Genomic DNA, 24,310 nt, shown 5'->3' on the forward strand with positions numbered 1-24,310 from the left:
ATGAGTTTTGGATATGGAAATGCCAAGTAAAATAGTAAAAATTTCGTGAAATTCAGCTACTTATAGCTTGATTTCTGCTAAAATATTTACAATTGAAATTCTTAAATTTATTCATTAAGGAAGTTTTATGACTTTTGCTCGCTACCACTCATACGAATCTTGCGGCACGGTTGATGGTCCGGGAATCCGCTTTATTCTGTTTTTACAAGGCTGTTTGATGCGTTGCAAATACTGCCATAACCGTGATACGTGGGATCTTGACGGCGGTAAAGAAATCAGTGTCGAAGATCTGATGAAAGAAGTGGTAACCTACAAGCACTTTATGAAAGCAACCGGTGGCGGTGTGACCGCATCTGGTGGTGAAGCCGTATTGCAGATGGAATTTGTAAGAGATTGGTTTAGAGCCTGTAAAGCGGAAGGCATTGATACTTGTTTAGATACCAACGGATTCGTACGCCATTATAGCCCGGTCGTTGATGAAATGCTTGAAGTGACCGATTTAGTAATGCTTGACTTAAAGCAGCTAAATGATGAAATTCACCAAGATTTAATCGGTGTATCGAATAAACGTACGCTTGATTTTGCTCGTTATTTGCAAAAATTAAATAAACGCACTTGGATTCGTTATGTTGTCGTACCGGGTTATACCGATGATGACGATTCCGCACACCGCTTAGGACAATTTATCCAGGGTATGCAAAATATTGAGAAAGTCGAGTTATTGCCATATCACCGCTTGGGCGCACATAAATGGGAAACACTCGGTTATAAATATGAATTGGAAGGCGTATTACCGCCTCCAAAAGAAACAATGGATCGTTTAAAAGCGATTATTGAAAGCTATGGACATATCGTCAAATACTAATCATTCAGCGGTCGGATTTAGTCTATTTTTGTAAAAAATGCACTAATTCCGTCCGCTTTTTATTTGAAGGACTTGATCTTTTCTCGCCTTAGCCTAATCATAATAACACTTTTTGACTAAACAAAAGGAATTAATAAACAATGTCCAATCCTCTTTTAAATTACACTGGTTTACCTGCATTTTCACAAATCAAACCGGAGCATATCCAACCTGCAGTAGAAGCAGTGATTAAAGAATGTCGCGATACTATTGAACAAGTTGCTCAAATCGAAAATCCGACTTGGGAAAATTTCTACATGCCGCAAGCCATTGCCGGTGATAAATTTGCGCGTGCATGGTCGCCTATCGGTCATCTAAACGGGGTAAAAAACTCGCCGGAACTACGTGAAGCTTATCAGGCTTGCTTACCGCTACTTTCCGAATACAGTACTTGGGCGGGACAACACCAAGGCTTATATCAAGGCTATGTAAAACTTAAAAACTCACCGGAGTTTGAGAGCTATTCGCTTGCACAGAAAAAAGCGATTGAAAACAGTCTACGTGATTTCGAACTTTCAGGGATTTCATTACCCGCAGATAAACAAAAACGTTATGGCGGAGTGTCTGCCCGTTTATCTGAACTCAGCTCGCAATTCAGTAATAATGTCCTTGATGCCACAATGGGCTGGGATATCGTGATCACAGACGAAGCACAGCTTCAAGGCTTGCCTGAATCCGCCTTAGAAGCGGCAAAACTTTCTGCGGAAAGCAAAGGTAAAAAAGGTTACCGCTTTACTTTAGAATTCCCAAGTTACTATCCGGTACTGACTTACTGCGAAAACCGTGAACTACGTGCGGCAATTTATAAAGAGTATGCAACCCGTGCTTCTGATCAAGGCTCAAATGCAGGCAAATGGGATAACTCAGCAAATATCGATGAGAAACTTAAATTACGCTTAGAAATGGCGCAATTATTAGGTTTTGAAACTTATGCTGATCTTTCTCTTGCTACCAAAATGGCGGAGAACCCGCAACAAGTTGTCGATTTCTTAGAAGATTTAGCCAAACGTTCAAAAGCACAAGGTGAAAAAGAATTAGCGGAACTACACGCCTTTGTTGAACAAGAATACGGCGTAACCGAACTTCAGCCGTGGGATATTGCATTCTATAGTGAAAAGCAAAAACAAGCGTTATATGCAATCAATGATGAAGAACTTCGCCCTTATTTCCCGGAAGATCGCGTACTTTCAGGCTTATTTGAATTAATGAAACGTATTTTCGGCTTACGAATCGAAGAAAAATTCGGTATTGATACTTGGCACGAAGACGTGCGTTTCTTCCAAATTTACGATGAGCAAAACGAAGAACGCGGTGCATTCTATTTAGATTTATACGCACGTGAAAATAAACGTGGCGGTGCGTGGATGGACGATTGTATCAACCAAAAACGTTTAGCGGACGGATCATTACAAAAACCGGTAGCATACTTAACTTGTAACTTTAATAAACCGATTGGCGATAAGCCGGCACTCTTTACACATGACGAAGTCACTACGTTATTCCATGAGTTCGGTCACGGTATCCATCATATGCTAACCCAAATTGATGTCGGTGATGTTGCGGGGATCAACGGTGTGCCATGGGATGCGGTGGAATTACCGAGCCAATTCTTAGAAAACTGGTGTTGGGAAGCGGAAGCACTTGAATTTATTTCGGGGCATTATCAAACCGGCGAACCGTTACCGAAAGATAAATTAACCCAGTTACTCAAGGCGAAAAACTTCCAAGCGGCAATGTTTGTATTAAGACAATTAGAGTTCGGTTTATTCGATTTCCGTTTGCATTTGGCACAACCTCGTGAAGGCTTGGTGTTAGATACCTTAAAAGCAGTAAAAGCGGATGTTGCTGTGGTTCGCACACCTGAATGGGTGCGTACCCCACATAGCTTTAGCCATATTTTCGCAGGTGGCTATGCCGCAGGTTATTACAGTTACTTATGGGCGGAAGTATTATCAGCGGATGCCTTTGCAAAATTTGAAGAGGACGGTATTTTCAACCGAGCGACAGGTCAATCTTATTTAGATAATATTCTGACGCGTGGCGGTTCGGAAGAACCGATGGTATTGTTTGAACGTTTCCGTGGTCGTAAACCAACCTTAGACGCATTATTACGTCATAAGGGTATTGCGAATTAGTTACTACTACTCATTTTAGAAAATTTTGCGATCTCGATCGAAAACTTAGGAAAATTGGCTATCCAAATCTTTAACTTTAATTATTCTCCTGCAGTTATTTGGAGATAATTATGCTTAGTGTATTTCAAAAGCCATTTCATAAAGAAAGTTTAGATTCATGGTGTAAAACCTTTGATGATATTAGTAAAATTTCTATATTAACGATACCTGTTGTACTATATAGCTCAAATAGTATATTTTATAAAATATCGAGTACTATCTTATTACTTATCTGCACTTATTCTTTAGTTTATAGTGCAGATTTTATAAGAAAGAACAAAGAAAATTTAACAAAGGAGTAAATTATGTGGATGACAATTGGGATAGGCATAGTCACACTTCTCGCAATATCAGTAGCTATTTCACTGAAATTAAGCGTAAAAGAACAACATTAATTTTCTAGCATAGTAAGCGTATTAAAGCGGTCAAATTTGCAAAAAATTTTGCAAATTTGACCGCTTATCTTTTTTTTATCAACTAAATCGCTATAATCTTGATAAATCAAATAATTAAGAGAAAACGCAATGTCTTTAGATCTATCCAATATCCGCCAACAAATCACCCAACTTGACCGCCATTTACTGAAATTACTTGCCGAACGTCATCGGCTTGCTTTTGATGTTGTTCGTAGCAAAGAAATCACACAAAAACCGCTACGTGATATCGAACGAGAAAAAGCGCTATTACAAGCACTAGTAAGCCATGCCGAAGCGGAAAATTACCAATTAGATCCGCAATATGTCACACAAATTTTCCAACGTATTATCGAAGATTCCGTGTTGACTCAGCAAAATTATCTGCAAAATAAATTAAACGAGCAAAAAGAACAAAATGTATCGATTGCCTTTTTAGGTATGCGTGGTTCTTATTCCAATATGGCGTCCCGTCAATTTGCTAAAAAATATCAAGGTTCTTTAATTGAATTGAGTTGTGATTCGTTCCAACAAGTGTTTGATAAGGTGAGTGAAGGTGAAGCCGAATTTGGTGTGCTTCCGCTTGAAAACACCACTTCAGGTTCAATCAATGACGTATATGATTTACTACAACATACCGATTTAGCGGTGGTCGGTGAATTGGCTTATCCGATCAAGCACTGCGTACTGGCAAACGGTAATATAGATCTTGCTGAAATTGATACCTTGTACAGTCACCCACAAGTGATTCAACAATGCAGCCAATTTATTCAAAGCCTGAATAAAGTCCATATCAAGTATTGCGAAAGCAGCTCACACGCAATGCAGATGGTCGCTCGCTTAAATAAGCCGAATATCGTCGCATTAGGCAATGAGGACGGCGGTAAACTCTACGGTTTAACCAATATCAAAACCGATATTGCCAACCAACAAAACAATATCACACGTTTTATCGTGGTAGCGAAACAAGCGATTAACGTTTCGCCACAAGTACAAACAAAAACGTTATTACTGATGACCACTTCTCAACAAGCCGGTGCATTAGTGGATGCGTTAATGGTCTTTAAACAACATCAAATCCGAATGACCAAATTGGAATCTCGCCCGATTTACGGTAAACCTTGGGAAGAAATGTTCTATGTGGAACTAGAAGCAAATACGCATGCTGAAAATACCCAACAGGCGTTAAAAGCTTTAGAAGATGTAACAAGCTATGTCAAAGTATTAGGTTGTTACCCAAGTGAAATTATTGAGCCGGTAAAACTATAACAAGCGGTTAAATTTTAAGATTTTTTTGCAAAACCCCAAAGGGCAATAGATAATAAGCTATTGTCCTTTCTTTTTTATTGATTATGTCGAAGCTAGTTAGAGTGGCATTGCCTGTGCCGTTACATCGTTATTTTGATTATTTACTGCCGCCGTTTTTGTCGGCAGTCAAAGGCGTGCGTGTTGAAGTGCCTTTCGGTAATCAAACGAAAATCGGCGTGGTGGTAGATTTCCCTGAAACAAGCGATGTGCCTGAAGATAAGCTCAAACCGATTAAAGCAGTATTAGATTTAGAACCGATCTTTGACGAGGAAATTTGGACATTGATCCGTTGGGCGGCTCGTTATTATCACGCTCCTATCGGTGAAGTGGCGATCAATGCTTTGCCGGTGAAATTGCGCAATGGTGATAGCACCGAAAGATCGCAACCGGATTATTTTGTAGTTACTGAGACCGGGCGGGCGGCATTGCTCTCGGGTGAGAACAAGAGGGCAAAAAAACAACAAGATTTACTGGCGGAACTGGCAGAAATTGCAAATTTTTTTGAAAAACCGACCGCTTGTAGTCAATCGGCTTGGAAAGGGCTATTGGAGAAAAACTATATCGAACCGGTTAATGTGCCGTTTGAGCCGCAACATTGGCAAAAAAAATTGCAAAATCGACCGCTTGTAAACTTGCATAATCGACTGGTATTAAATAAACAGCAAACCTTAGTCGTTAGCCGCTTAACAGTACAAAACGGTTTTGAAGCTTTTTTATTAAATGGCGTAACCGGTTCGGGCAAAACCGAAGTGTATCTGCAAGTGATTGAAGAGGTGTTAAAGCGAGGCGAGCAAGTGTTGGTGTTAGTGCCGGAAATCGGACTGACCCCGCAAACGGTACAACGCTTTAAAGCCCGTTTTAATGTTGAAATTGACGTGCTGCATTCGAATATGAATGAAACCGAACGCTTGAATGCTTGGTTGCGAGCAAAAAACGGTGAAAGTGCGATTATCATCGGTACTCGTTCGGCATTGTTTAGCCAGTTTGAGAAATTGGGCTTAATCATTATTGATGAAGAGCATGATAGTTCTTTCAAACAACAAGACGGCTGGCGTTATCACGCGAGAGATCTGGCGATTTTACGGGCAAAAAATTTACATATTCCGATCATTTTAGGATCTGCAACGCCAAGTTTAGAAAGCGTGCAAAATGCTCAAAACGGCAAGTTTATCGAACTATCTTTAACTGCCCGTGCCGGTAATGCTCAACAGGCGAAACAGCAACTGATTGATTTAAAAACACAGCGTATTACCGCCGGACTTTCCGATCGCTTATTAGCGATGATGAAACAGCATTTGGAACAAGGAAATCAGGTAATGTTGTTTTTAAATCGTCGCGGCTTTGCGCCGGTTTTGCTCTGCCATGAGTGTGGCTGGATATGTGAATGTGACGCTTGTGAAAAGCCTTACACTTATCATCAGAAACAAAAAATCTTGCGTTGTCATCACTGTTCTTCGCAGCGGGTGATTCCTCGCCAGTGCGGACATTGCGGCTCAACCAATCTGATTACGACCGGAGTGGGGACGGAACAGTTGGAGCAAGTGTTAAGTGAGCAGTTTCCAACTTACCAAATTAGCCGTATCGACCGAGATTCCACCGCTCGTAAAGGGGCATTGGAAAATCACTTAAATGATATCCGAGAAGGCAAAAGCCAAATTTTGATCGGCACGCAAATGTTAGCGAAGGGACACCATTTTCCGAATGTTACATTGGTAGCGATTGTGAATGTAGATTCGGCACTATTTTCCACCGACTTCCGCGCGGAAGAACGTTTGGCGCAGCTTTATGTACAAGTAGCGGGGCGTGCCGGACGAGCGGAAAAGCAGGGCGAAGTGGTATTACAAACGCATTATCCGGAACATCCGTTGCTCAAGACTTTGTTAGAACAAGGTTATTTAGCGTTTGCACAAGAAGCGTTAAAAATGCGTAAAGTGATGGGCTTGCCGCCGTTTGCTGCGCAAGTGTTGTTACGAGCAACCGGTAAAGACAATCAGCAAGTAGTAAATCTTTTGCAAAATTTGACCGCTTACTTCCAGCAAAAAAGCACGGAACTCGGTTTACAGGATATTCAAATTCTACCTCCTTTTTCTGCACCGATGGCAAAAAAAGCGGGGCATTACCGCTGGCTTTTATTAATTCAACATCGCTCAAGAGGCGTATTACAACAGTTGATCGATCAATTTGATTCGGATAAAGCCAATTTAGGCTTACAAACCAATATTCGTTTAACCTTAGATATTGATCCGCAAGAAATCGGCTAACAGCGAATTCATACGACAAGCGGTCTGATTTTCCAAATTTTTTGCAAAAATAACGAAAATCAGACCGCTTAATAATATATGTTATTTTTCTTTCCAATAGCCTAGCCATTCTTTTAAAGAAAGCATTATGCTGTCCATTGCACCGGATTGTGGAATAAAATAGGCAAAATTAATGTATTCTTTTGGGGTTACGCCGTGTCCGATACTCGCCGGAAGCACTTCAAAACCTTGTTTTTCAAATAACATTTTGGCACGCTTCATATGCCATTGATTCGTGACCAAGATAATCTTATTAATACCGTCTTTTGCTAATAGCTCACGTGAAAACTGGGCATTTTCTTTGGTGGTTTTGGCTTTTTCTTCCAGCCATTGGGTCGGTACGCCGAAGAAATACTGAAACTCGTTCGCCATGGTTTTCGCTTCGGAAGTACCGTTCGGGCTACTGCCGGTAATCAGCAAAGGTAACTGTGTTTCTTTTTGCAGATAAGCGGCATAACGCATACGTTCTAACGCCTGATTACCTACTGCAATTTGATTATAAATTTCTTTGCTATCCCGAACGCCACCGCCAAGTACCACAATCGCTTGCGCTTTTTTATAATCATCTAAAGACAAATTATCTTCGGTAACGAGAGAATCGGTTAATTTGGTAGCGACATAAGGCGTACTGAACAGATAAAGCGAACCGATCCCCAAAAAAGCCAAACCATAACTGATTTTTTTGAAATTTAGCCAATAAAAAATTAAGGAAAAAAGCCAAAGTACGGCGATATTAAAGGGAGGAAGTACAATAGCGGTTAGAATTTTGCCGAGATAAAACATAAAAAAGCCTCTAAAAATTTTTGCGTATTTTGCTTGATTTATTGGTAGAATGCACACTTTATTTTTATTAAGTTTTTGAGTGGAACTTGCCGCTGTTTACCCTGTCCAAATGCCACATTTGCCAGTAATTCGGTCTTACTCAATAGGCTTTATTTTATGAACGAAACCCTTTTAGCATTAAAACAACAATTACAAAAGATTGAAACCCTCATTTTAGATAAAAATGACGTACTTTATTTCGATTATCCTCTGCATCTAAATGTAGGGGATTTATTGATCTATGCCGGTACGGAACAATTTTTTAAGGATTATAATCTTAATATTCGTCTTCGTCGTAGCCTACAGGGCTTTGATGTGAAAGAAGCGAAAAAATTCGTTACTCCGAATTCAACGATTCTTTGCCATGGTGGCGGTAATTTCGGCGATATTTATCCTTCTATCCAAAAAATGCGGGAAGATTTGGTTAAAGCATTTCCAAATAACCGTATTATTTTATTACCGCAAACGGCACATTTCTCAAATGATGCGGCAATGAAAAAGTCGGCTGCTGTTTTTGCGGCACATAAAGACTGCCATTTATTTGCACGTGATATTAAAACCTTTGAAATGATGAAAGCGCATTTTTCCGATAAAGTGCAACTTTCTCCGGATATGGCTCATCAACTTTATGGGCATTTGCCGCAGAAAGCAGTTTCTAATTCCGATAAAACGCTGTATTTCTTACGTAAAGATGTAGAGAAAAGTCATATTGAAGCGGAAATTCAGGCAACATTACCAAATTTAGCGAATGTTAAAGACTGGGATGATATTTTATTACCGAGCGACATTAAATTTGAATTATGGTGCAGCCGTTTTTCAAAATTGGCAAATCGATTCAATTTAGGTTTTGTGAAGAATAAAATTAATGATTTGTGGTATCAGCATGCTTTAGATGTGATTAATCGTTGCCAAGATGTATTCCTAAGTTATGATCATGTCGTGACCAGCCGTTTACACGGACATATTTTTTCATGTTTATTAGGCCTGTCAAATGAAGTATGTGATAACTCCTACGGGAAAAATACCGGTTATTACAATCAATGGACAAAAGATATTAATTATGCCAAAACCTATCAACATTAGCGGTAATCTGGTAAAACTGATTGCGGTAACCGTCTTGAGTATGGGGCTTACCATGGTAAGCTCTTTTATTCTGGCGCATATGCTTTCCGTAGAAGATCGCGGTACTCATCAGTTATTTATTACCGCAGTTTCTTATGTAGTTACGATTGCAACCGGCGGGGTCGGTTTCGCTTTAGCGTTATCAATGCGCAATAAGCAATATTTACACTGGAAACGTTATTTTATTGCTTTTCTTGCATTTACCGTACTTGTAGCGAATATTGCAATGTTACTGTTTGATTTTACCTCTTATGACGGACTTTTTATCATTAATGTCGTGCTAACGGCGATCCTGACGATTACGTTAGAAAAAAGTAAAATCGATCCGAAGATGAAAGTGTATCGTATCTTAACTTTGCAACAGCCGATTTTATTAGTGACGATTTACGGTTCGGCTTATTGGCTGTTCGGAGAACAAGAATTTAAAGTTGTGCTTTATCTTTTGACGCTATTTAGTGCTATTCAAGCGATTGCTTGCTTATTCTATCTGGCAAAAATTGATAAATCGTTTAAAAAGACAAATGAAGTCGGCGAAATTGATCGTCAATTTTTCCTGAAAACTTGGGGCAAGCAAAATTTATTACAAATTTTCGGGGCTACCACATCAAGTTTGGATAAGTTTTTGATTATGGCGTTTATGGGCAATTACGTATTAGGGCTTTATACGGTATGTATTGCTTTTGATTCGCTGATGACTAAATTTATCAATATGTTAGCGGATTACTACTATTCGGGATTATTAAATAATTTAAACCGAATTAAAGCGGTATTAGCGGTGGTTGTTTTAATGAGTGTTGGTGCAATCGTGTTAGTGCCTTTACTTGCCGAGCCGATTATTAGCTTTTTCTTTAGTGCAAAATATGTTGAAGTGGCGGACGTATTGATTTGGTTTATTATCAATTCGATTTTAGCCGGACTTTCTTGGATTCTCTCACAAAATATGCTGTTGTTAGGTAAACAAGTGTTGTTGTTTACACGTCAAATTCTATCGATTGCAGTCTTTGTCGGACTATTTTATTTATTGCGTGATTACCAATTGTATGGTGTCGCTTATGCCTTTATCGGCGGGAGTTTAACTCGTCTGATTATTTCAATTATCTATTATTTTAAATACCCTGTAATACAAACGACGGTAGAACCAAAATGAAAAAATTTCTCATCTCTCTCGATAAAGACGCACAACGCAGAGAGCTTTTCTTTTCCCAACCGGATACGGCTGATTTTACGTTATTTAGTGCAATTAATACGATGAGTGTTGAGCAAGCCGAACTTGAACAACGTTTTGATATGGCAAAGTTTGAGCAACATTACGGACGTAAAGTGACGAAGGGCGAAATCGGTTGTACGATGAGTCATCTAGGTGTGTACGAATTAATTGTCAATGATGCGGCGATTAATGAAGACGATTATGCACTGGTATGTGAGGACGATTGCCTATTTGCTGCAAATTTTCAGCAAAATTTGACCGCTTTGCTCAATGAAAAGCTCAGTGCGGATATGGTATTAGTCGGTCAATCGAAAATTCTTGATTTTAATGATACGGAATTAGCGATCAACTATCCGACAACCTTCCGTTTTATGCAGAAAAAAGTCGGCGGTACCGAATATCGTTATGCCTATCCGTATAAAAACTATTTTGCCGGCACGGTTGCCTATTTAATTAAAAAATCAGCGGCTCGTAAATTTTTAATGCAAAAAACAGCGGCTTTACCGTTTTGGTTGGCGGACGACTATATTCTATTCGGACAAAAATTTGCGATTGATACTTTGGTGGTACGTCCGCTGATGGCGATTGAAAATCCGAATTTAGTCAGTAATTTGGAAACATTACGCGGTTCAATTTCCAACAATATGCTGAAAAAATTATTAAAGTTTCCGCTTAAAAAATTGTTAGCGATTAAGAGAAATTTATAAATGACATCGTTGATTAATCTTTTTTATATTTATGATCCGTGGTTTTTCCATGTAGTGCGAATGAGCTTATTAACCGGCTTTTTATCGTTATTATGGCTTGGTTATAAATGGTATAACAAAACCCAAAAAAGTTTTGTCGTGCCGGTTGATAGTTTAATTGCTTGTATCGCATTAATCGGATTATCGATAATTCCTCTTCTGATTAACGGCACGCGAGAGCTTGGCGTAATCAGTATGTACGTAAAATTGTTGATTGCCTTTATTTTCGGTATTGTGATTTACAATCTGTTTTATCAAACCGAGCAAGGTAAATCTTATTTAATTCGTGATCTGAAAATTGGGATTGGCGTACAAGCAACTATCGGTTTCTTAGCATTATTGGGCGTAACCTTATTTATAGAATTAGCATTAAATACTAATGCCGAAATGCGCGGACATTTAAGTCGCTTTATCGGTTCGGAGCAGGAATATCGTTTATATAACTTAACGTCTTCGGCATTTTTCCCGTTAAGTATTTTCTATATGTTGTTACTGCATTTTTTATTGGCATATCATCATAAAACGGAAAAATTAAATGCGGTTTATGTCTTTTTATTGCTGTTTATCGGGCTGATTGCCGGACGTACGTTCCTCACATTTTCAATTGTGAGTTTAGTACTGTATTTTCGTCGTCATTACCTTACGGCTGTTATTGCATTTGCTGCGGTTGTGTTGTTTTTAGCCTATAACTATCCGACTCACCCTTATGTAGAACACGCCCTCGAACCGGTAATCAACTTAATTAACGGTGGTGATCGCCTAAGTTCTTCAACCGATACGTTGATGAATAAGCATTTATTTATGCCGGAAGTGAAGCAATTAATTATGGGTGACGGTCAATATTATGTAAACGGCGGTAGTTATTACGGTGGCTCTGATTCTGGTTTTATTCGCCAAGCCTTATACGGCGGTGTCGGCTATATTTTCGTGTGTTTTATATTTACCGCATATTTTGTTAAACGAGTGGCAGATAATTGGTTAAACGGCAGTTGGAAATTTACGCTTTCCACTTTAGCATTATTGAGCGTATTGAATATTAAAGCGGACACTTATGCTTATCCGGGCATTATGTTCGTCTTGTTAATGTTCTTATCTTTGTTCGGATCAAGCGGTCGAATTAAAGTATTTTTTAACAAAAATAGCGAGGCAAAAAATGTTTAGTATTATTGTGCCTTCCTACAATCGTAATCAAGAAATTCCAACATTATTGGATAGCTTGACTAAACAAATGCTACAAAATTTTGAAGTCATTATCGTTGATGATTTTTCTCAACAACCTGTTACGGTAGCGCATAGGTATCCTTTCGAAGTAAAAGTAATCCGTAATAATCCGAATAAAGGGGCTGCAGGCAGTCGCAATGTCGGTGCGGAACACGCAAGTTATGAATGGTTACTGTTCCTTGACGACGACGACCGTTTTGCCGATCAAAAATGTGCAGTACTTGCGCAGGAGATTGCTCAACACCCGCAAGCAAATTTTGTTTATCATCCGGCGGAATGTGTGATGGTTAATGAAGGATTTAGCTATATTACCAAACCGCTTCCTCCGGAAAAATTGAATTTAGATGCGATATTACTAGCTAATAAGATTGGTGGAATGCCGATGTTGGGTATTAAAAAATCATTCTTTTTTGAATTGGGCGGTTTAGCGACCGATTTAAAATCGTTGGAAGATTATGAATTTGTACTGAAAGTGGTATCCAGCCCGAATTTTGCACCGCTATTTATTGATCAACCGCTTAGCATTTGCGGTTTTCATACCAAACGTTCGAGCGTTTCGACCAATACCGCCAATACGGAGTTAGCGTTGCAAGCGATTCGCCAAAAATATGTGAAAACGGAAACGCAAGCGGCAAATTTTGAAATGAACTCGCTGTATATTTTATCTTACCCTTATGCGATGAATCTTTCTCGCCAAGCGGCAAGTTATTATTTGCAAATGTTCAAACGTAGCCATAGCTTAAAACATTTAATTATTGCAATGGTTACATTTATCTCGCCAAAATTGGCAATTAATATGAAAAGGTTTATTTAATGAAATTCTCTGTTTTAATGTCTTTGTATATCAAAGAAAACCCGCAGTTTTTAAGAGAATGTTTTGAAAGCTTAAAAGCACAAACTCGACAGGCCGATGAAATCGTAGTGTTATTTGACGGTAAAGTGACCGCGGAACTGGATGCAATTGTAGTGGAATACGAGCAACAACTTCCGATTAAAGCGGTTCGTTTTGAGCAAAATCGTGGTTTAGGCAAAACGCTGAATGACGGCTTAAATTATTGTTCGCACGAATGGGTGTTTCGTATGGATACCGATGATATTTGTTTGCCGGAACGTTTTGAAAAACAAGTGGCATTTATCGAGCAAAATCCGGATACGATAATCTTTGGTGGACAAATTACCGAATTCGGAGAGAATATTCAAGATATTGTTGCTTACCGAAATGTGCCGACTAAAGCGGAAGATATTGTAAAATTTACCCGCTTGCGTTGCCCGTTTAATCATATGACGGTTGCTTATAAAAAATCAGCGGTACAGGCGTGCGGCGGCTATCAAGATTTACAAGAAGACTATAATCTTTGGGTAAAAATGGTGGCAAACGGCAATCATGTGGCGAACTTAGCCGATTTATTGGTATATGCCCGAGTTGGAAACGGTATGGTAAGTCGCCGACACGGTTGGAATTATTTCAAAAGCGAATGGCGTTTAATGAAGCTTAAAAATGAATGTAACATTCATGATCCTTTAACCGGATTCGTTATTTTCTTAATGCGAGGTTTACCGAGAATTTTACCGCTTGCGGCTCTCAAAGCGATTTACGGTTTAATGCGGAAATAGTAAAAAGGCGTATCCAATGATACGCCTTAATTTTTTATTGATTACGTAGAATCTCGTTCATTAATTGCAAATCAATATGGCAATAGCCGTTCGGATTCTTATCTAAATAGTCTTGATGATATTCTTCCGCCGGGAAGTAATGTTCTAACATTGTATTCTCAACCGCGAGTGGTTGCTCATATTGTGCTTGTAAATCGGCAAGTGCTTGATTAATAACCGGAATATCTTGCGGATCAACATAATAAATACCGGTGCGATATTGAATACCTTTATCTTCGCCTTGTTGATTTACACTTACCGGATCAATCACTTTAAAATAGTAATCTAATAATTTTGCTAGGCTGATTTTATCCGCATCGTAAGTCACTTTCACCACTTCAGCGTGACCGCTGCCGGCACACACTTCTTGATAACTCGGGTTTTCAGTATTGCCGTTCGCATAACCTGATTGTGCATCAAGCACGCCGTTAATACGTTGCATAAAGGCTTCCGTCCCCCAAAAGCACCCGCCCGCCAAATAAATTTCTCGAATGTTCGCCATATATTCTCCTGATTTGTAAAATTTTTACGGAATTAGACCGCTTGTATTAAGTTTTCATAGCATATAGTGATTTATCGGGGAGTACAAGGTGTTAGTTGCTCTTAGTGTTATAGATGTTTTTAACTTTTGTGAATCGAATAAAAAAAGCCTAACTAAGTCGTTTATACCTAGTTAGGCCTGAGTTAGTTAAAGTTATTTTTCGAAATATACTTTTTTCAACGCAAGTTCTAATCCGCGGAATTCTGCTAAACCACGTAAACGTCCAATTGCTGAATATCCGGGATTCGTTTTTTTATGGAGATCATCTAACATTTGATGACCGTGATCCGGACGCATTGGTATTAAACGTGAATCTCCATTAGCTTTACGACGATATTCTTCATCTAATAAGGCTTTAACAACACCGAACATATCGACATCGCCGGCTAAGTGATCCGCTTCATGGAAACTTAACGGATTTTCTTCTCGTTGGGTTGCACGTAAGTGAGCAAAATAAATTCGATCAGCAAAACGTTTTGTCATCTCTACCAAATCGTTATCCGGACGAACCCCATATGAACCGGTACACATAGTAAAACCATTTGCCAGCAGTGGTTGAGTATCGACGTACCATTGCATATCTTCGATTGTAGAAACAATACGCGGCAATCCTAAAATTGGTCGAGGAGGATCATCAGGATGAACCGCCATCTTTATTCCAACTTCTTGAGCAACCGGAATAATTTCATTGAGGAAATAGGCTAAATGAGTGCGGAAAATTTCCGGAGTAATTCCATTGTAACGATCTAACTGAGCCTGAAATTCTTCTAACGTATAACCTTCTTCTGCACCGGGTAATCCGGCAATGATATTTTTTGTCAGTGTAGCAATATCTTCATCGGTCATTTTCTCAAAATAGATTTTTGCCTGCTGGCGTTCTGATTCCGTATAAGTACTTTCTGCACCGGGACGTTTTAAAATATGTAACTCAAAGGCGGCAAACGCAATGTGATCAAATCTAAGAGCTTTAGAACCATCAGCTACTTCATAGGCTAAATCAGTACGAGTCCAATCTAAAACCGGCATAAAGTTATAACATACGGTATCAATGCCACAAGCAGCAAGATTGCGCAAAGTTTGTTTATAATTATCAATCCATACTTGATAATTACCAGTCTGCGTTTTTATTTCTTCATGAACCGGTACACTTTCCACGACAGACCATACCAATCCGGCATCTTCGATAATTTTCTTACGCTTTTGTATTTCTTCTACCGTCCAAACTTGTCCGTTCGGAATATGATGTAAAGCCGTTACAATGCCTGTTGCCCCAGCTTGACGAACATCTGAAAGAGAAACCGGGTCATTAGGACCATACCAACGCCATGCTTGTTCCATAGAAAACTCCTTAATCTTAATTATGATTTAAAGACCGACAGCAACCGGATTAACATTAAATAAAAAACCGTCGAAATTAGGATCTTCTATATCAGATAATTCGAATAGCTTTTGTTTAACATTTTCCAAATGTTGCCACATTGCTTTTTTAGCAAGAGCAGGGTCTTTACGTTGAATACTATTTAAAATATTTTCGTGATCTTTTAGCCATTTACGGCGATATTTTTGATCACTGATGTGTGTATGTAAGCCTTTCCACATTGAATTTGTTCGATACTTCCATAGCTCTTTTTGCATTTTTATTAACACTTCATTTTGTGTAATTTCAGCAATTGCACTATGAAATTCTTCATCTGCGGAATAGTCCTCGTCATTTTGTTCTAAAGTAATACGTTCTTGATTTAAAATTTCTTTTAATCGTAATACGTCATTTCTATTAGCTTGAATTGCGGCAAATTCAGCAATACTACTTTCTAATAACTGTCTAGCTTGTAGTAGTTCGAATGGACCGACATCTTCATATTCATAAACGTCATCATTTTGTGCTTCGGATAACGGTTGTCGGATAACATAAACTCCGGATCCTTTTCGAACTGATACAAGATTTTCTAGTTCTAACATAATGATCGCTTCACGTATGACCGTTCGGCTTACATTTAATTTTTCTGCAAGATCCCGTTCAGGCGGCAGTCGCTCACCAACTTGGTAAATACCGTCAATTAATTCTTGTTTTAAAATAGAACCAATTTTTTTATATGAACGTAGATCTGCATTTTTTGTCATTTTTTAACTCTCTCTAGGAATATCATTTAATGAAACTAACTCCCCTTCTATAAAGACATTACCGTTTATAATAAGCTGTCTTTTTTCATTATTTGGAAGTGTTATTTTTAGCTCTTTATAAGATGGAATCCAATTACCTTGTTTATGAATATCAATATAGATATTTGTATTCGTACAATGTAATTTTACCACTAATTGTAAATACTCGTTGTTACGGTATTTAAAACTTTCTCCGTCATCGTCAAAAATAGTATTTGACGTTTCTCCATCTTTTATAAATGGAAATACCATTAGTTCTCTGTAGGTATCATTTTGAGAATCTATATAGGCTTCTCTAGCAGACACCGGAATAATTGAACCTGCTTTTACAAATAATGGAATTTTCTCGAGAGGAGCTTCAGTTGTAATTGTTTGTCCGCCCTTATGATAAGCGTGATTATAAAAATCATACCAACCTACATTATTTTGAGGTAAATAGACATCCCGTTCACGTTGTCCTTGTTCTACTACAGATGCAACAAGTAGATCTTTACCTAAAAGATAATCATCACTTTCTACAAATGTGTTTATATCATTTTCATGATCCAAGAACGTCGGACGTAACATCGGCTCTAATTCATTATGAGATTTCCAAAAGATGTTATAGAGATATGGCATTAAGCGATAACGAAGTTTAATTGTATCTCTGATAATATGAGTTACCTCCGGATACATCCAAGGTTCATTAACCGTTTTATCATCATTCCAAGAATGAATCGTAAAACGAGGGTGCATTACACCATTCTGAACCCAACGAACAAATAATTCCGGTTCAGGTTTATTACCGGAAAATCCGCCGACATCGTGGCCTAAATTGTATAAACCGGATAAACTCATACCAAGTCCCATACGAATGTTATAACGTAGGGTATTCCAACTGGTTCTATTATCTCCCGACCAAGTTTGAACATAACGATTCATACCCGGGCTTCCTGAACGAGAGATGAGATATGGGCGTAGAGTAGGAGTAAATTCACGTTGTGCTTCGTAGGAAGCTTTCATCATTAATAGCGGCTGTAACGGTCGAATGAGTTTAATTGGAATTTCTTTACCAAAACCTGCACATTTTGCATTTCCATCCCAAACTTCATATTCGTTGTTATCATTCCAAGTAGAATCAATACCGTATTCTAAAAGTTGTGTGGTTACATTTTTTTTCCACCATTCGATAGTTTTTGGATTGGTAAAATCTAAATGAGAGCCTTCGTCATCCCAGAATACCGAGCGTTCCGGTTGATTAAATTCAGAATCTTGGATAAATAAACCTAAGTTTTTTACTTCTTCGTAACGCGGATGATCTTGTAGTAAACAAGGCTTAATATTTGCAGCTAAATGCATACCGGCTTGGTGAAAATGTGCAGACATTGCATTCGGATTTGGAACTTTATCGTAATTCCAATTAAACACATATCGTTTATTTCCAATAGAAGTATAGCCTGATGATAACTGGAATGAATCACATGGAATATCATATTCGGCACATAGGTCTACGAATTTTTTTAACTGTTCTTGAGCATCTGGGGCATCGGTATAACTCATTGTAGAACCGCTATAACCTAGACTCCATTTCGGGCCGAAAATCGTACCACCGGTTAATGCCGTATATTTTTTGGTAACATCAAGTACACTTGGACCAAGAATAACGTAATAGTCTAGATCTCCATCTTCTGCACGATAGCTTTTATATGCAATATGATAGTTATCTAATTCATTACCTAAATCGAACCAACAAGATGCTAAATTATCATAATAGATACCAAAACTTACATCATCTCTACTAGTAATATAGAATGGGATATGCTTATAAAGCGGATCGGTTGTTTCGGCATTATATCCCATAGCATCAAGATTACGCATTTCGAAACGGCGGCCTTTTCTATTTAAATTTCCGGATTTTTCACCTAAGCCATAATAATTCTCTGAAGTATTGCGCTCAATATAATGGCTAATTTTGCTATCGTCCGTACCAAATAAATAGGCACCGGTTTTTCTATCTTGGCTTAAAGGTTGCCAACTATTATTAACTTGATATTGCCATTCTAAATATAATGGTTTATGTACACGAAGTTTCAGTAGATTGGTAGATACTTCAATAACATTATCATTTATTTCTAATTGATAACTAGGTAGTGAGAATCCATCGGTAGAAAAACGATTTCTTCCAGACCACTCGATATCTGCTTGATTCGGGGTAATAGCCCATGTTCTATCTAATTTAAATTGATAATTTTTACTGAAAGCGACACGAATAATGTCATTCTCTAATACAAAGATATGTAATAAATAATTACGTTCACATTCAATATCAATTCGATTATTTTCTGCTTTTACAAATTTTATTAATTTTAATGTTTTCATCATTTATTCCTTTTATTAATAACCTAGTAACATTTGTGGTAACCATAAGCTTAATTGTGGAATAAAAGTGACAATAAATAAGGTTACGATTAATATTGCATAGAACGGTAATAACGGTTTGATGACTTTATCAATTTTTACACCTGCAACAGAACAACCGACAAATAATGTTGAACCGACCGGAGGTGTACAAATACCGATAGATAAGTTAAATGCCATTAAGATACCGAAATGAACGGGATCCATTCCTAATTCAGTTACAATTGGTAGAAAGATAGGAGTAAAAATCAGTAATGCCGGGGTCATATCCATAAAGGTACCGACGATAAGTAAGATAATGTTGATAATTAATAGAATAATAATCGGATTATCTGAGATACCAAGTAAAGCATCACTAATTGTGTAAGGAATATCGGCATTCGCCATTGCCCAAGACATCCCCATTGATGCACCAATTAACAATAACACGATTGAAGTGGTAACCATTGCATCAAGAATAATTGCCGGTAATTCTTTTAAGCTAATTTCTTTATAGACAATCATCGAAAGAATTAACGTATAAACAACCGCTATTGCAGAAGCTTCAGTTGCAGTAAAAATACCACCGATAATCCCTCCAATAATTACAATAACCAATCCTAAACTCGGTAGAGCATCTAATGTACGATGTGTTACTTCTTTTAGTGTAGGTTTCGGTGATACCGGATATTTATGTTTTTTAGCAAAGAAATATGCAACGATCATAATCCCTAAGCCCATCAAAATACCGGGAATATATCCTGCTAAGAATAAAGCCCCGATAGATGTACCGCCTGAAATTAATGAATAAACAATAAAGGTATTACTTGGTGGAATTAATAAACCTGTCGGAGAAGAAGTGATATTTACCGCTGCTGAAAATGCAGGATCATATCCCTCTTTCTTTTGAAGCGGAGCCATTGTTCCGCCTACTGCCGCCGCCGCTGCAACAGCAGAACCTGAAATAGAACCGAACATCATATTTGCTAATACGTTTACATGAGCAAGAGAACCCGGTAAACGACCGCCCAATACTTTAGCAAACTCAATTAATCGTATTGCAATTCCTCCTCTATTCATAATGTTCCCGGCAAGAATAAAGAATGGGATTGCAAGTAAAGAAAAACTATCTAAACCGGATGCCATTTTTTGAGAAATAACAGCAATCGCAGAATCAAAAGGTATTGCCAGCAGAATAGTTAAAAATGAAGATACACCAATAGCAAATGAGATTGGTACACCAATAGCAAGAAAAAAGAAAAAACTACCGGCTAATGTGATAATCGTTGTCCATTCCATAAATAGACTCCTTAATGTTGAGCTGAAAGTTTATGAATATCAGTGAATACGTCTCTTACTAAAAATACGAGCATAAAGAATCCACTTACAGGTAAGGCTAAATAAACAAGACCCATTTGAATCCCTAGAACAGGGGATATTTGTCCTGCTGCAATAGTATCTAAGACTAATCGGCTACCGCCGTAACACATAATGACACTTACGAAGAAAATACTAATAGCATTGATAACAAATTGAAGTAAAAGGTATTTTTTAGGACTGGCTTCTAATTTCATTAACAATAAATCTATTGCTAAATGTTTTTTCTTCCCTAATCCGTAAGCAGCACCGACAAGTCCGACCCAAATAAATAAGAAGCGGGCTAATTCATCTGTAACTGTACTCGGATCATTTAAAACATAACGAGAGAAGACTTGCCATACAACAGAGATAACAAGTCCGATACATAGGACTACGCAGAAAGTGGCTAAGATTCGATCAAGTAAAGATATGAGCCGTGCCATAATTTTCTCCTCATAAGGTAATAAAATACGACTTATTTTGATGGTTTATCAAAATTGGTAAACCAAATATACTCTATTTTTAGTGTTTAAACAGGTTTTTTTATGAATTTTGTGAGTTTTGTCACAAATTTAATTAAATTGTCTAGAACAATTTTTAGTATTGGTCTAACATTATTTTGAAAAATAATTCAATCTAAATATAGAATTATTTCGCTTTTCATATCATTCACGATGGAGAACTTAATTATGTTCACAAAAAGAAATGCCTTAGCAATTGCGATTAGTGGTTTATTAGCTGCTACTGTTTCATTATCAGCTTCAGCAAAAACGACATTAAAACTAAGTCACAATAATGACAAAACTCACCCGGTCCATATCTCAATGCAAAATATGGCGGATGAAGTTAAAAAATTAACTAATGGTGAAGTTGTTATTCGTATTTATCCAAACAGCCAATTGGGTAACCAACGTGAATCAATGGAGTTGATCCAATCAGGTTCTTTAGATATGGCAAAATCAAATGCGAGTGAACTGGAAGCATTTGAACCGGTATATGGTGCATTTAACGTTCCTTATTTATTTAAAGATAGCGAACACTATTACAAAGTCTTAAAGGATCCTGAAATCGGTGGAAAAATTTTAGAATCGACAAAAGGAAAAGGTTTTATCGGTTTAACTTATTATGATGCAGGTTCCCGTAGTTTCTATGCGGCAAAACCAATTAAAACCCCTGCTGATCTGAAAGGCTTAAAAGTACGTGTACAACCTAGCCCGAGTGCATTAGAAATGGTGAAATTAATGGGAGCGTCTCCTACTCCATTAGCATTTGGTGAACTTTACACCGCATTACAGCAAGGTGTTGTGGATGCAGCCGAAAATAACCCGACAGCATTAACTTTAATGCGACATGGTGAGGTTTCAAAATTCTTTAGCGAAGATGAGCACACTATTATTCCGGATGTTTTATTGATTAGTGAAAAGTCTTGGGCGAAATTAACACCTGAACAACAAAAAGCTGTAAAACAAGCGGCGGATAATTCCATGATGAGTCATAAAGATCTTTGGGCGAAAATGACTGCCGAAGAAGTGAAAAAAGCAAAAGAAACACTTGGTGTTGAATTTGTAAAAGTAGATAAACAGCCATTTGTTGATGCAGTGAAACCTATGCACGATAAGGCTCTAGCTGATAGTGTGATCGGTCCGTTCGTGCAAAAAATTGATGCGGCAAGATAATATGTGTTTTTCGGGCGTGAGTTATCACGCCCTCTCTTTTTGTAAATTATATTCGGGAGAATTTAGATATGTCATTAGCAAGAAATCATAATTTTAAAGATAAAGTTGTCGTTATTACCGGTGCCGGTGGTGTACTGTGTGCTTATTTTGCCAAGGAAATTGCTAAAACCGGTGCGAAAGTCGCATTATTGGATATCAATTTGGAAGCGGCACAAAATTATGCAGATGAAATTAATCAAGAAGGCTATATTGCAAAAGCCTATCAGACTAATGTTTTAGAGCTAGAAAGTATTAAAACTACTCGTGATTTAATTGCTCGGGATTTGGGAACTTGCGATATTTTAATTAATGGAGCGGGAGGGAATAATCCGAAAGCAACTACTGATAACGAATTCCACGAGTTTGATTTACCGGATACCACAAAATCTTTCTTTTCATTAGATAAATCAGGTATTGAATTTGTTTTTAACTTGAATTACTTAGGAACATTATTACCGACCCAAGTCTTTGCGAAAGATATGATCGGTAAGAAAGGTGCAAATATCATTAATATTTCAAGCATGAATGCTTACACTCCATTAACAAAAATCCCGGCATATTCAGGTGCAAAAGCGGCAATTAGTAATTTTACACAATGGTTAGCGGTATATTTTTCTCACGTAGGTATTCGCTGTAATGCCATCGCTCCGGGCTTTTTAGTAAGTAATCAAAATCGCGGCTTATTATTTGATGGGCAAGGAAACCCTACACCAAGAGCGCATAAGATTCTCACTAATACTCCAATGGGGCGTTTTGGTGAAGCAAATGAATTAATGGGAGGAATTCTATTCTTAATGGATGAAGAATATGCGAGTTTTATTAACGGCGTTGTATTACCGATTGACGGCGGTTTCTCTGCATATAGTGGAGTGTAGGGGGAAACAATGAAACAATTTATGTGTGAAGATTTTCTATTATCTAATGATATTGCTCGTGAGCTATATCATAGTTATGCAAAAGATCAGCCTATATTTGATTATCACTGCCATCTTTCGCCAAAAGAGATTGCCGAAAATCGACAATTTAAAGATCTCTCTGAAATTTGGTTAGAGGGGGATCATTATAAATGGAGAGCAATGCGTTCGGCCGGTATTGACGAAAAATTAATTACCGGTAATGCGAGCAATTATGAAAAATATCAGGCATGGGCGAAAACGGTTCCCCAATGTATCGGCAATCCGATTTATCACTGGACACATTTAGAGTTACGTCGTCCGTTTGGTTTGACGAATATTTTATTTAGCCCGAAAACGGAAAAACAAATTTGGGATGAATGTAATGAAATGCTTCAACAGCCTGAATTTTCTGCTCGAGGCATTATGCAACAAATGAATGTTAAGCTATCCGGTACAACGGATGACCCTATTGATAGTTTGGAATACCATAAAATCATTAAAGATGACCCTAATTTTGATATTGAGGTTGTTCCGAGTTTCAGACCGGATAAAGCGTTTAAAATCGAATTACCTACATTTAATGATTATATCAAACAACTCGGTAGAGTGAGCGATATTGAAATTAATTCATTCTCCGCTTTGAAAAAAGCATTACTAAAACGAGTTGAACATTTTGATTCGAATGGTTGTAAATCTGCGGATCACGGCATTGAAGTGCTACGATTTTCTCCAATTCCCGATGAAGCGAAATTAGATCAAATCTTGCAAAAAAGATTAGAAAATAAACCGCTTTCGGAACAAGAAATCGCTCAATTTACAACTGCCGTTTTAGTATGGCTGGCAACTGAATATTGTAAGCGTAATTGGGTAATGCAGATGCATATCGGAGCTTTACGTAACAATAATACTAGAATGTTTAAATTACTTGGTGCGGATTCCGGTTTTGATTCAATTGCAGATCTTACTTATGCTTCACAGCTTTCTCATTTATTAGATGCAATGGATCAAACCAATCAATTACCAAAAACAATTTTATATTGTTTAAATCCTCGTGATAACGAGATGATTGCTTCGATGATCGGTAATTTTCAAACAGGTGGGATTGCAGGAAAAATTCAGTTCGGATCAGGCTGGTGGTTTAATGATCAAAAAGATGGAATGGAAAGACAACTACAACAGCTTTCTCAACTAGGCTTGTTAAGTCAATTTGTTGGTATGCTTACCGATTCTAGAAGCTTCCTATCTTATACTCGTCATGAATATTTCCGCCGTATTTTATGTGAAATGATCGGGACTTGGGTGGTAAAAGGTGAAGCTCCGAATGATATTGAGTTGTTGGGGAATATGGTCAAAAACATTTGTTACCATAATGCAAAAAATTATTTCAAATAAT

General features: G+C 37.8%; 20 protein-coding genes. 13 read left to right on the forward strand and 7 right to left on the reverse strand.

The features are described from left to right. The first annotated feature begins 127 nt into the window (after positions 1-127). The 4 genes from pflA to priA all read left to right on the forward strand — a co-directional run bounded on the left by pflA (position 128) and on the right by priA (position 7,060). Positions 128-865: a pyruvate formate lyase 1-activating protein gene (gene pflA / locus NYR63_RS01200; protein ID WP_279457793.1), complete on the forward strand. Its 738-nt coding sequence runs from the start codon at positions 128-130 to the stop codon at positions 863-865. Positions 866-1,005: 140 nt separating this feature from the next. Further along, complete coding sequence (gene prlC / locus NYR63_RS01205) at positions 1,006-3,039, forward strand: oligopeptidase A (protein WP_279457794.1); 2,034 nt, start codon at positions 1,006-1,008, stop codon at positions 3,037-3,039. A gap of 563 nt (positions 3,040-3,602) precedes the next feature. Next, positions 3,603-4,760, forward strand: a complete 1,158-nt coding sequence (locus tag NYR63_RS01210) for a chorismate mutase (protein WP_279457795.1) — start codon at positions 3,603-3,605, stop codon at positions 4,758-4,760. A 101-nt stretch (positions 4,761-4,861) separates the two neighbouring features. After that, positions 4,862-7,060 carry a primosomal protein N' gene (gene priA, locus NYR63_RS01215; protein WP_431831770.1) on the forward strand — a complete coding sequence of 733 codons (2,199 nt, stop codon included), beginning with the start codon at positions 4,862-4,864 and terminating at the stop codon, positions 7,058-7,060. 81 nt (positions 7,061-7,141) lie between these two features. On the opposite strand, the gene NYR63_RS01220 is transcribed toward priA, so the two are convergent. After that, positions 7,142-7,882 (reverse strand): YdcF family protein, encoded by a 741-nt coding sequence (locus NYR63_RS01220; protein ID WP_279457798.1) that lies wholly within the window; start codon positions 7,880-7,882, stop codon positions 7,142-7,144. A gap of 156 nt (positions 7,883-8,038) precedes the next feature. Here NYR63_RS01220 and NYR63_RS01225 point away from each other — a divergent pair, with 156 nt between their 5' ends. From NYR63_RS01225 to NYR63_RS01250, 6 genes are read left to right on the forward strand one after another with little or no spacing between them, the layout of a single operon-like run. Further along, positions 8,039-9,004: a polysaccharide pyruvyl transferase family protein gene (locus NYR63_RS01225; RefSeq protein ID WP_279457799.1), complete on the forward strand. Its 966-nt coding sequence runs from the start codon at positions 8,039-8,041 to the stop codon at positions 9,002-9,004. Then, complete coding sequence (locus tag NYR63_RS01230) at positions 8,982-10,190, forward strand: lipopolysaccharide biosynthesis protein (RefSeq protein ID WP_279457800.1); 1,209 nt, start codon at positions 8,982-8,984, stop codon at positions 10,188-10,190. Before NYR63_RS01225 ends, NYR63_RS01230 begins: the two co-directional genes overlap by 23 nt. Further along, the gene (locus NYR63_RS01235; RefSeq protein ID WP_279457801.1) at positions 10,187-10,957 is read left to right on the forward strand and encodes a glycosyltransferase family 25 protein; all 771 of its coding nucleotides are present in this window, start codon (positions 10,187-10,189) and stop codon (positions 10,955-10,957) included. The genes NYR63_RS01230 and NYR63_RS01235 overlap by 4 nt, the downstream gene beginning before the upstream one ends. Continuing rightward, positions 10,958-12,157 carry a hypothetical protein gene (locus NYR63_RS01240; protein WP_279457802.1) on the forward strand — a complete coding sequence of 400 codons (1,200 nt, stop codon included), beginning with the start codon at positions 10,958-10,960 and terminating at the stop codon, positions 12,155-12,157. It abuts the gene before it with no gap. Continuing rightward, a complete protein-coding gene (locus NYR63_RS01245; protein WP_279457803.1) occupies positions 12,150-13,031 on the forward strand; it encodes a glycosyltransferase family 2 protein in 882 nt (293 codons plus the stop codon). The genes NYR63_RS01240 and NYR63_RS01245 overlap by 8 nt, the downstream gene beginning before the upstream one ends. Beyond that, positions 13,031-13,831, forward strand: coding sequence for a glycosyltransferase family 2 protein (locus tag NYR63_RS01250; protein WP_279457805.1), 801 nt, complete (start codon positions 13,031-13,033; stop codon positions 13,829-13,831). The genes NYR63_RS01245 and NYR63_RS01250 overlap by 1 nt, the downstream gene beginning before the upstream one ends. Positions 13,832-13,865: 34 nt before the next feature. On the opposite strand, the gene msrA is transcribed toward NYR63_RS01250, so the two are convergent. The 6 genes from msrA to NYR63_RS01280 form a co-directional block, all read right to left on the reverse strand. Continuing rightward, positions 13,866-14,372: a peptide-methionine (S)-S-oxide reductase MsrA gene (gene msrA, locus NYR63_RS01255; protein WP_279457807.1), complete on the reverse strand. Its 507-nt coding sequence runs from the start codon at positions 14,370-14,372 to the stop codon at positions 13,866-13,868. 192 nt (positions 14,373-14,564) lie between these two features. Beyond that, positions 14,565-15,749 carry a mannonate dehydratase gene (uxuA, locus tag NYR63_RS01260; protein ID WP_279457808.1) on the reverse strand — a complete coding sequence of 395 codons (1,185 nt, stop codon included), beginning with the start codon at positions 15,747-15,749 and terminating at the stop codon, positions 14,565-14,567. A 27-nt stretch (positions 15,750-15,776) separates the two neighbouring features. Beyond that, positions 15,777-16,532 (reverse strand): FCD domain-containing protein, encoded by a 756-nt coding sequence (locus NYR63_RS01265; protein WP_279457809.1) that lies wholly within the window; start codon positions 16,530-16,532, stop codon positions 15,777-15,779. A gap of 3 nt (positions 16,533-16,535) precedes the next feature. After that, a complete protein-coding gene (locus tag NYR63_RS01270) occupies positions 16,536-18,929 on the reverse strand; it encodes a glycoside hydrolase family 31 protein (RefSeq protein ID WP_279457810.1) in 2,394 nt (797 codons plus the stop codon). 15 nt (positions 18,930-18,944) lie between these two features. After that, positions 18,945-20,246: a TRAP transporter large permease gene (locus NYR63_RS01275; protein WP_279457811.1), complete on the reverse strand. Its 1,302-nt coding sequence runs from the start codon at positions 20,244-20,246 to the stop codon at positions 18,945-18,947. A gap of 11 nt (positions 20,247-20,257) precedes the next feature. Further along, on the reverse strand, positions 20,258-20,749 hold the full coding sequence (locus tag NYR63_RS01280) for a TRAP transporter small permease (protein WP_279457812.1): 492 nt from the start codon (positions 20,747-20,749) through the stop codon (positions 20,258-20,260). 246 nt (positions 20,750-20,995) lie between these two features. Here NYR63_RS01280 and NYR63_RS01285 point away from each other — a divergent pair, with 246 nt between their 5' ends. From NYR63_RS01285 to uxaC, 3 genes are all read left to right on the forward strand, one after another. Then, positions 20,996-21,982 carry a TRAP transporter substrate-binding protein gene (locus tag NYR63_RS01285; RefSeq protein WP_279457813.1) on the forward strand — a complete coding sequence of 329 codons (987 nt, stop codon included), beginning with the start codon at positions 20,996-20,998 and terminating at the stop codon, positions 21,980-21,982. 68 nt (positions 21,983-22,050) lie between these two features. Then, positions 22,051-22,896: an SDR family oxidoreductase gene (locus NYR63_RS01290; protein ID WP_279457814.1), complete on the forward strand. Its 846-nt coding sequence runs from the start codon at positions 22,051-22,053 to the stop codon at positions 22,894-22,896. A gap of 9 nt (positions 22,897-22,905) precedes the next feature. Further along, complete coding sequence (uxaC, locus tag NYR63_RS01295) at positions 22,906-24,309, forward strand: glucuronate isomerase (RefSeq protein ID WP_279457815.1); 1,404 nt, start codon at positions 22,906-22,908, stop codon at positions 24,307-24,309. The last annotated feature ends 1 nt before the right edge of the window (position 24,310 follow it).

Origin of the sequence: Actinobacillus genomosp. 1 (assembly GCF_029774175.1) — a bacterium.
In the GTDB taxonomy this organism is placed as follows: Bacteria; Pseudomonadota; Gammaproteobacteria; order Enterobacterales; family Pasteurellaceae; genus Actinobacillus.

Bases quoted from the DNA above. Each gene is read 5' to 3' on its own strand.
- pflA (WP_279457793.1), top strand. From the start codon at position 128: ATGACTTTTGCTCGCTACCACTCATACGAATCTTGCGGCACGGTTGAT.
- prlC (WP_279457794.1), top strand. From the start codon at position 1,006: ATGTCCAATCCTCTTTTAAATTACACTGGTTTACCTGCATTTTCACAA.
- NYR63_RS01210 (WP_279457795.1), top strand. From the start codon at position 3,603: ATGTCTTTAGATCTATCCAATATCCGCCAACAAATCACCCAACTTGAC.
- NYR63_RS01220 (WP_279457798.1), bottom strand. From the start codon at position 7,882: ATGTTTTATCTCGGCAAAATTCTAACCGCTATTGTACTTCCTCCCTTT.
- NYR63_RS01225 (WP_279457799.1), top strand. From the start codon at position 8,039: ATGAACGAAACCCTTTTAGCATTAAAACAACAATTACAAAAGATTGAA.
- NYR63_RS01230 (WP_279457800.1), top strand. From the start codon at position 8,982: ATGCCAAAACCTATCAACATTAGCGGTAATCTGGTAAAACTGATTGCG.
- NYR63_RS01235 (WP_279457801.1), top strand. From the start codon at position 10,187: ATGAAAAAATTTCTCATCTCTCTCGATAAAGACGCACAACGCAGAGAG.
- NYR63_RS01240 (WP_279457802.1), top strand. From the start codon at position 10,958: ATGACATCGTTGATTAATCTTTTTTATATTTATGATCCGTGGTTTTTC.
- NYR63_RS01245 (WP_279457803.1), top strand. From the start codon at position 12,150: ATGTTTAGTATTATTGTGCCTTCCTACAATCGTAATCAAGAAATTCCA.
- NYR63_RS01250 (WP_279457805.1), top strand. From the start codon at position 13,031: ATGAAATTCTCTGTTTTAATGTCTTTGTATATCAAAGAAAACCCGCAG.
- msrA (WP_279457807.1), bottom strand. From the start codon at position 14,372: ATGGCGAACATTCGAGAAATTTATTTGGCGGGCGGGTGCTTTTGGGGG.
- uxuA (WP_279457808.1), bottom strand. From the start codon at position 15,749: ATGGAACAAGCATGGCGTTGGTATGGTCCTAATGACCCGGTTTCTCTT.
- NYR63_RS01265 (WP_279457809.1), bottom strand. From the start codon at position 16,532: ATGACAAAAAATGCAGATCTACGTTCATATAAAAAAATTGGTTCTATT.
- NYR63_RS01270 (WP_279457810.1), bottom strand. From the start codon at position 18,929: ATGAAAACATTAAAATTAATAAAATTTGTAAAAGCAGAAAATAATCGA.
- NYR63_RS01275 (WP_279457811.1), bottom strand. From the start codon at position 20,246: ATGGAATGGACAACGATTATCACATTAGCCGGTAGTTTTTTCTTTTTT.
- NYR63_RS01280 (WP_279457812.1), bottom strand. From the start codon at position 20,749: ATGGCACGGCTCATATCTTTACTTGATCGAATCTTAGCCACTTTCTGC.
- NYR63_RS01285 (WP_279457813.1), top strand. From the start codon at position 20,996: ATGTTCACAAAAAGAAATGCCTTAGCAATTGCGATTAGTGGTTTATTA.
- NYR63_RS01290 (WP_279457814.1), top strand. From the start codon at position 22,051: ATGTCATTAGCAAGAAATCATAATTTTAAAGATAAAGTTGTCGTTATT.
- uxaC (WP_279457815.1), top strand. From the start codon at position 22,906: ATGAAACAATTTATGTGTGAAGATTTTCTATTATCTAATGATATTGCT.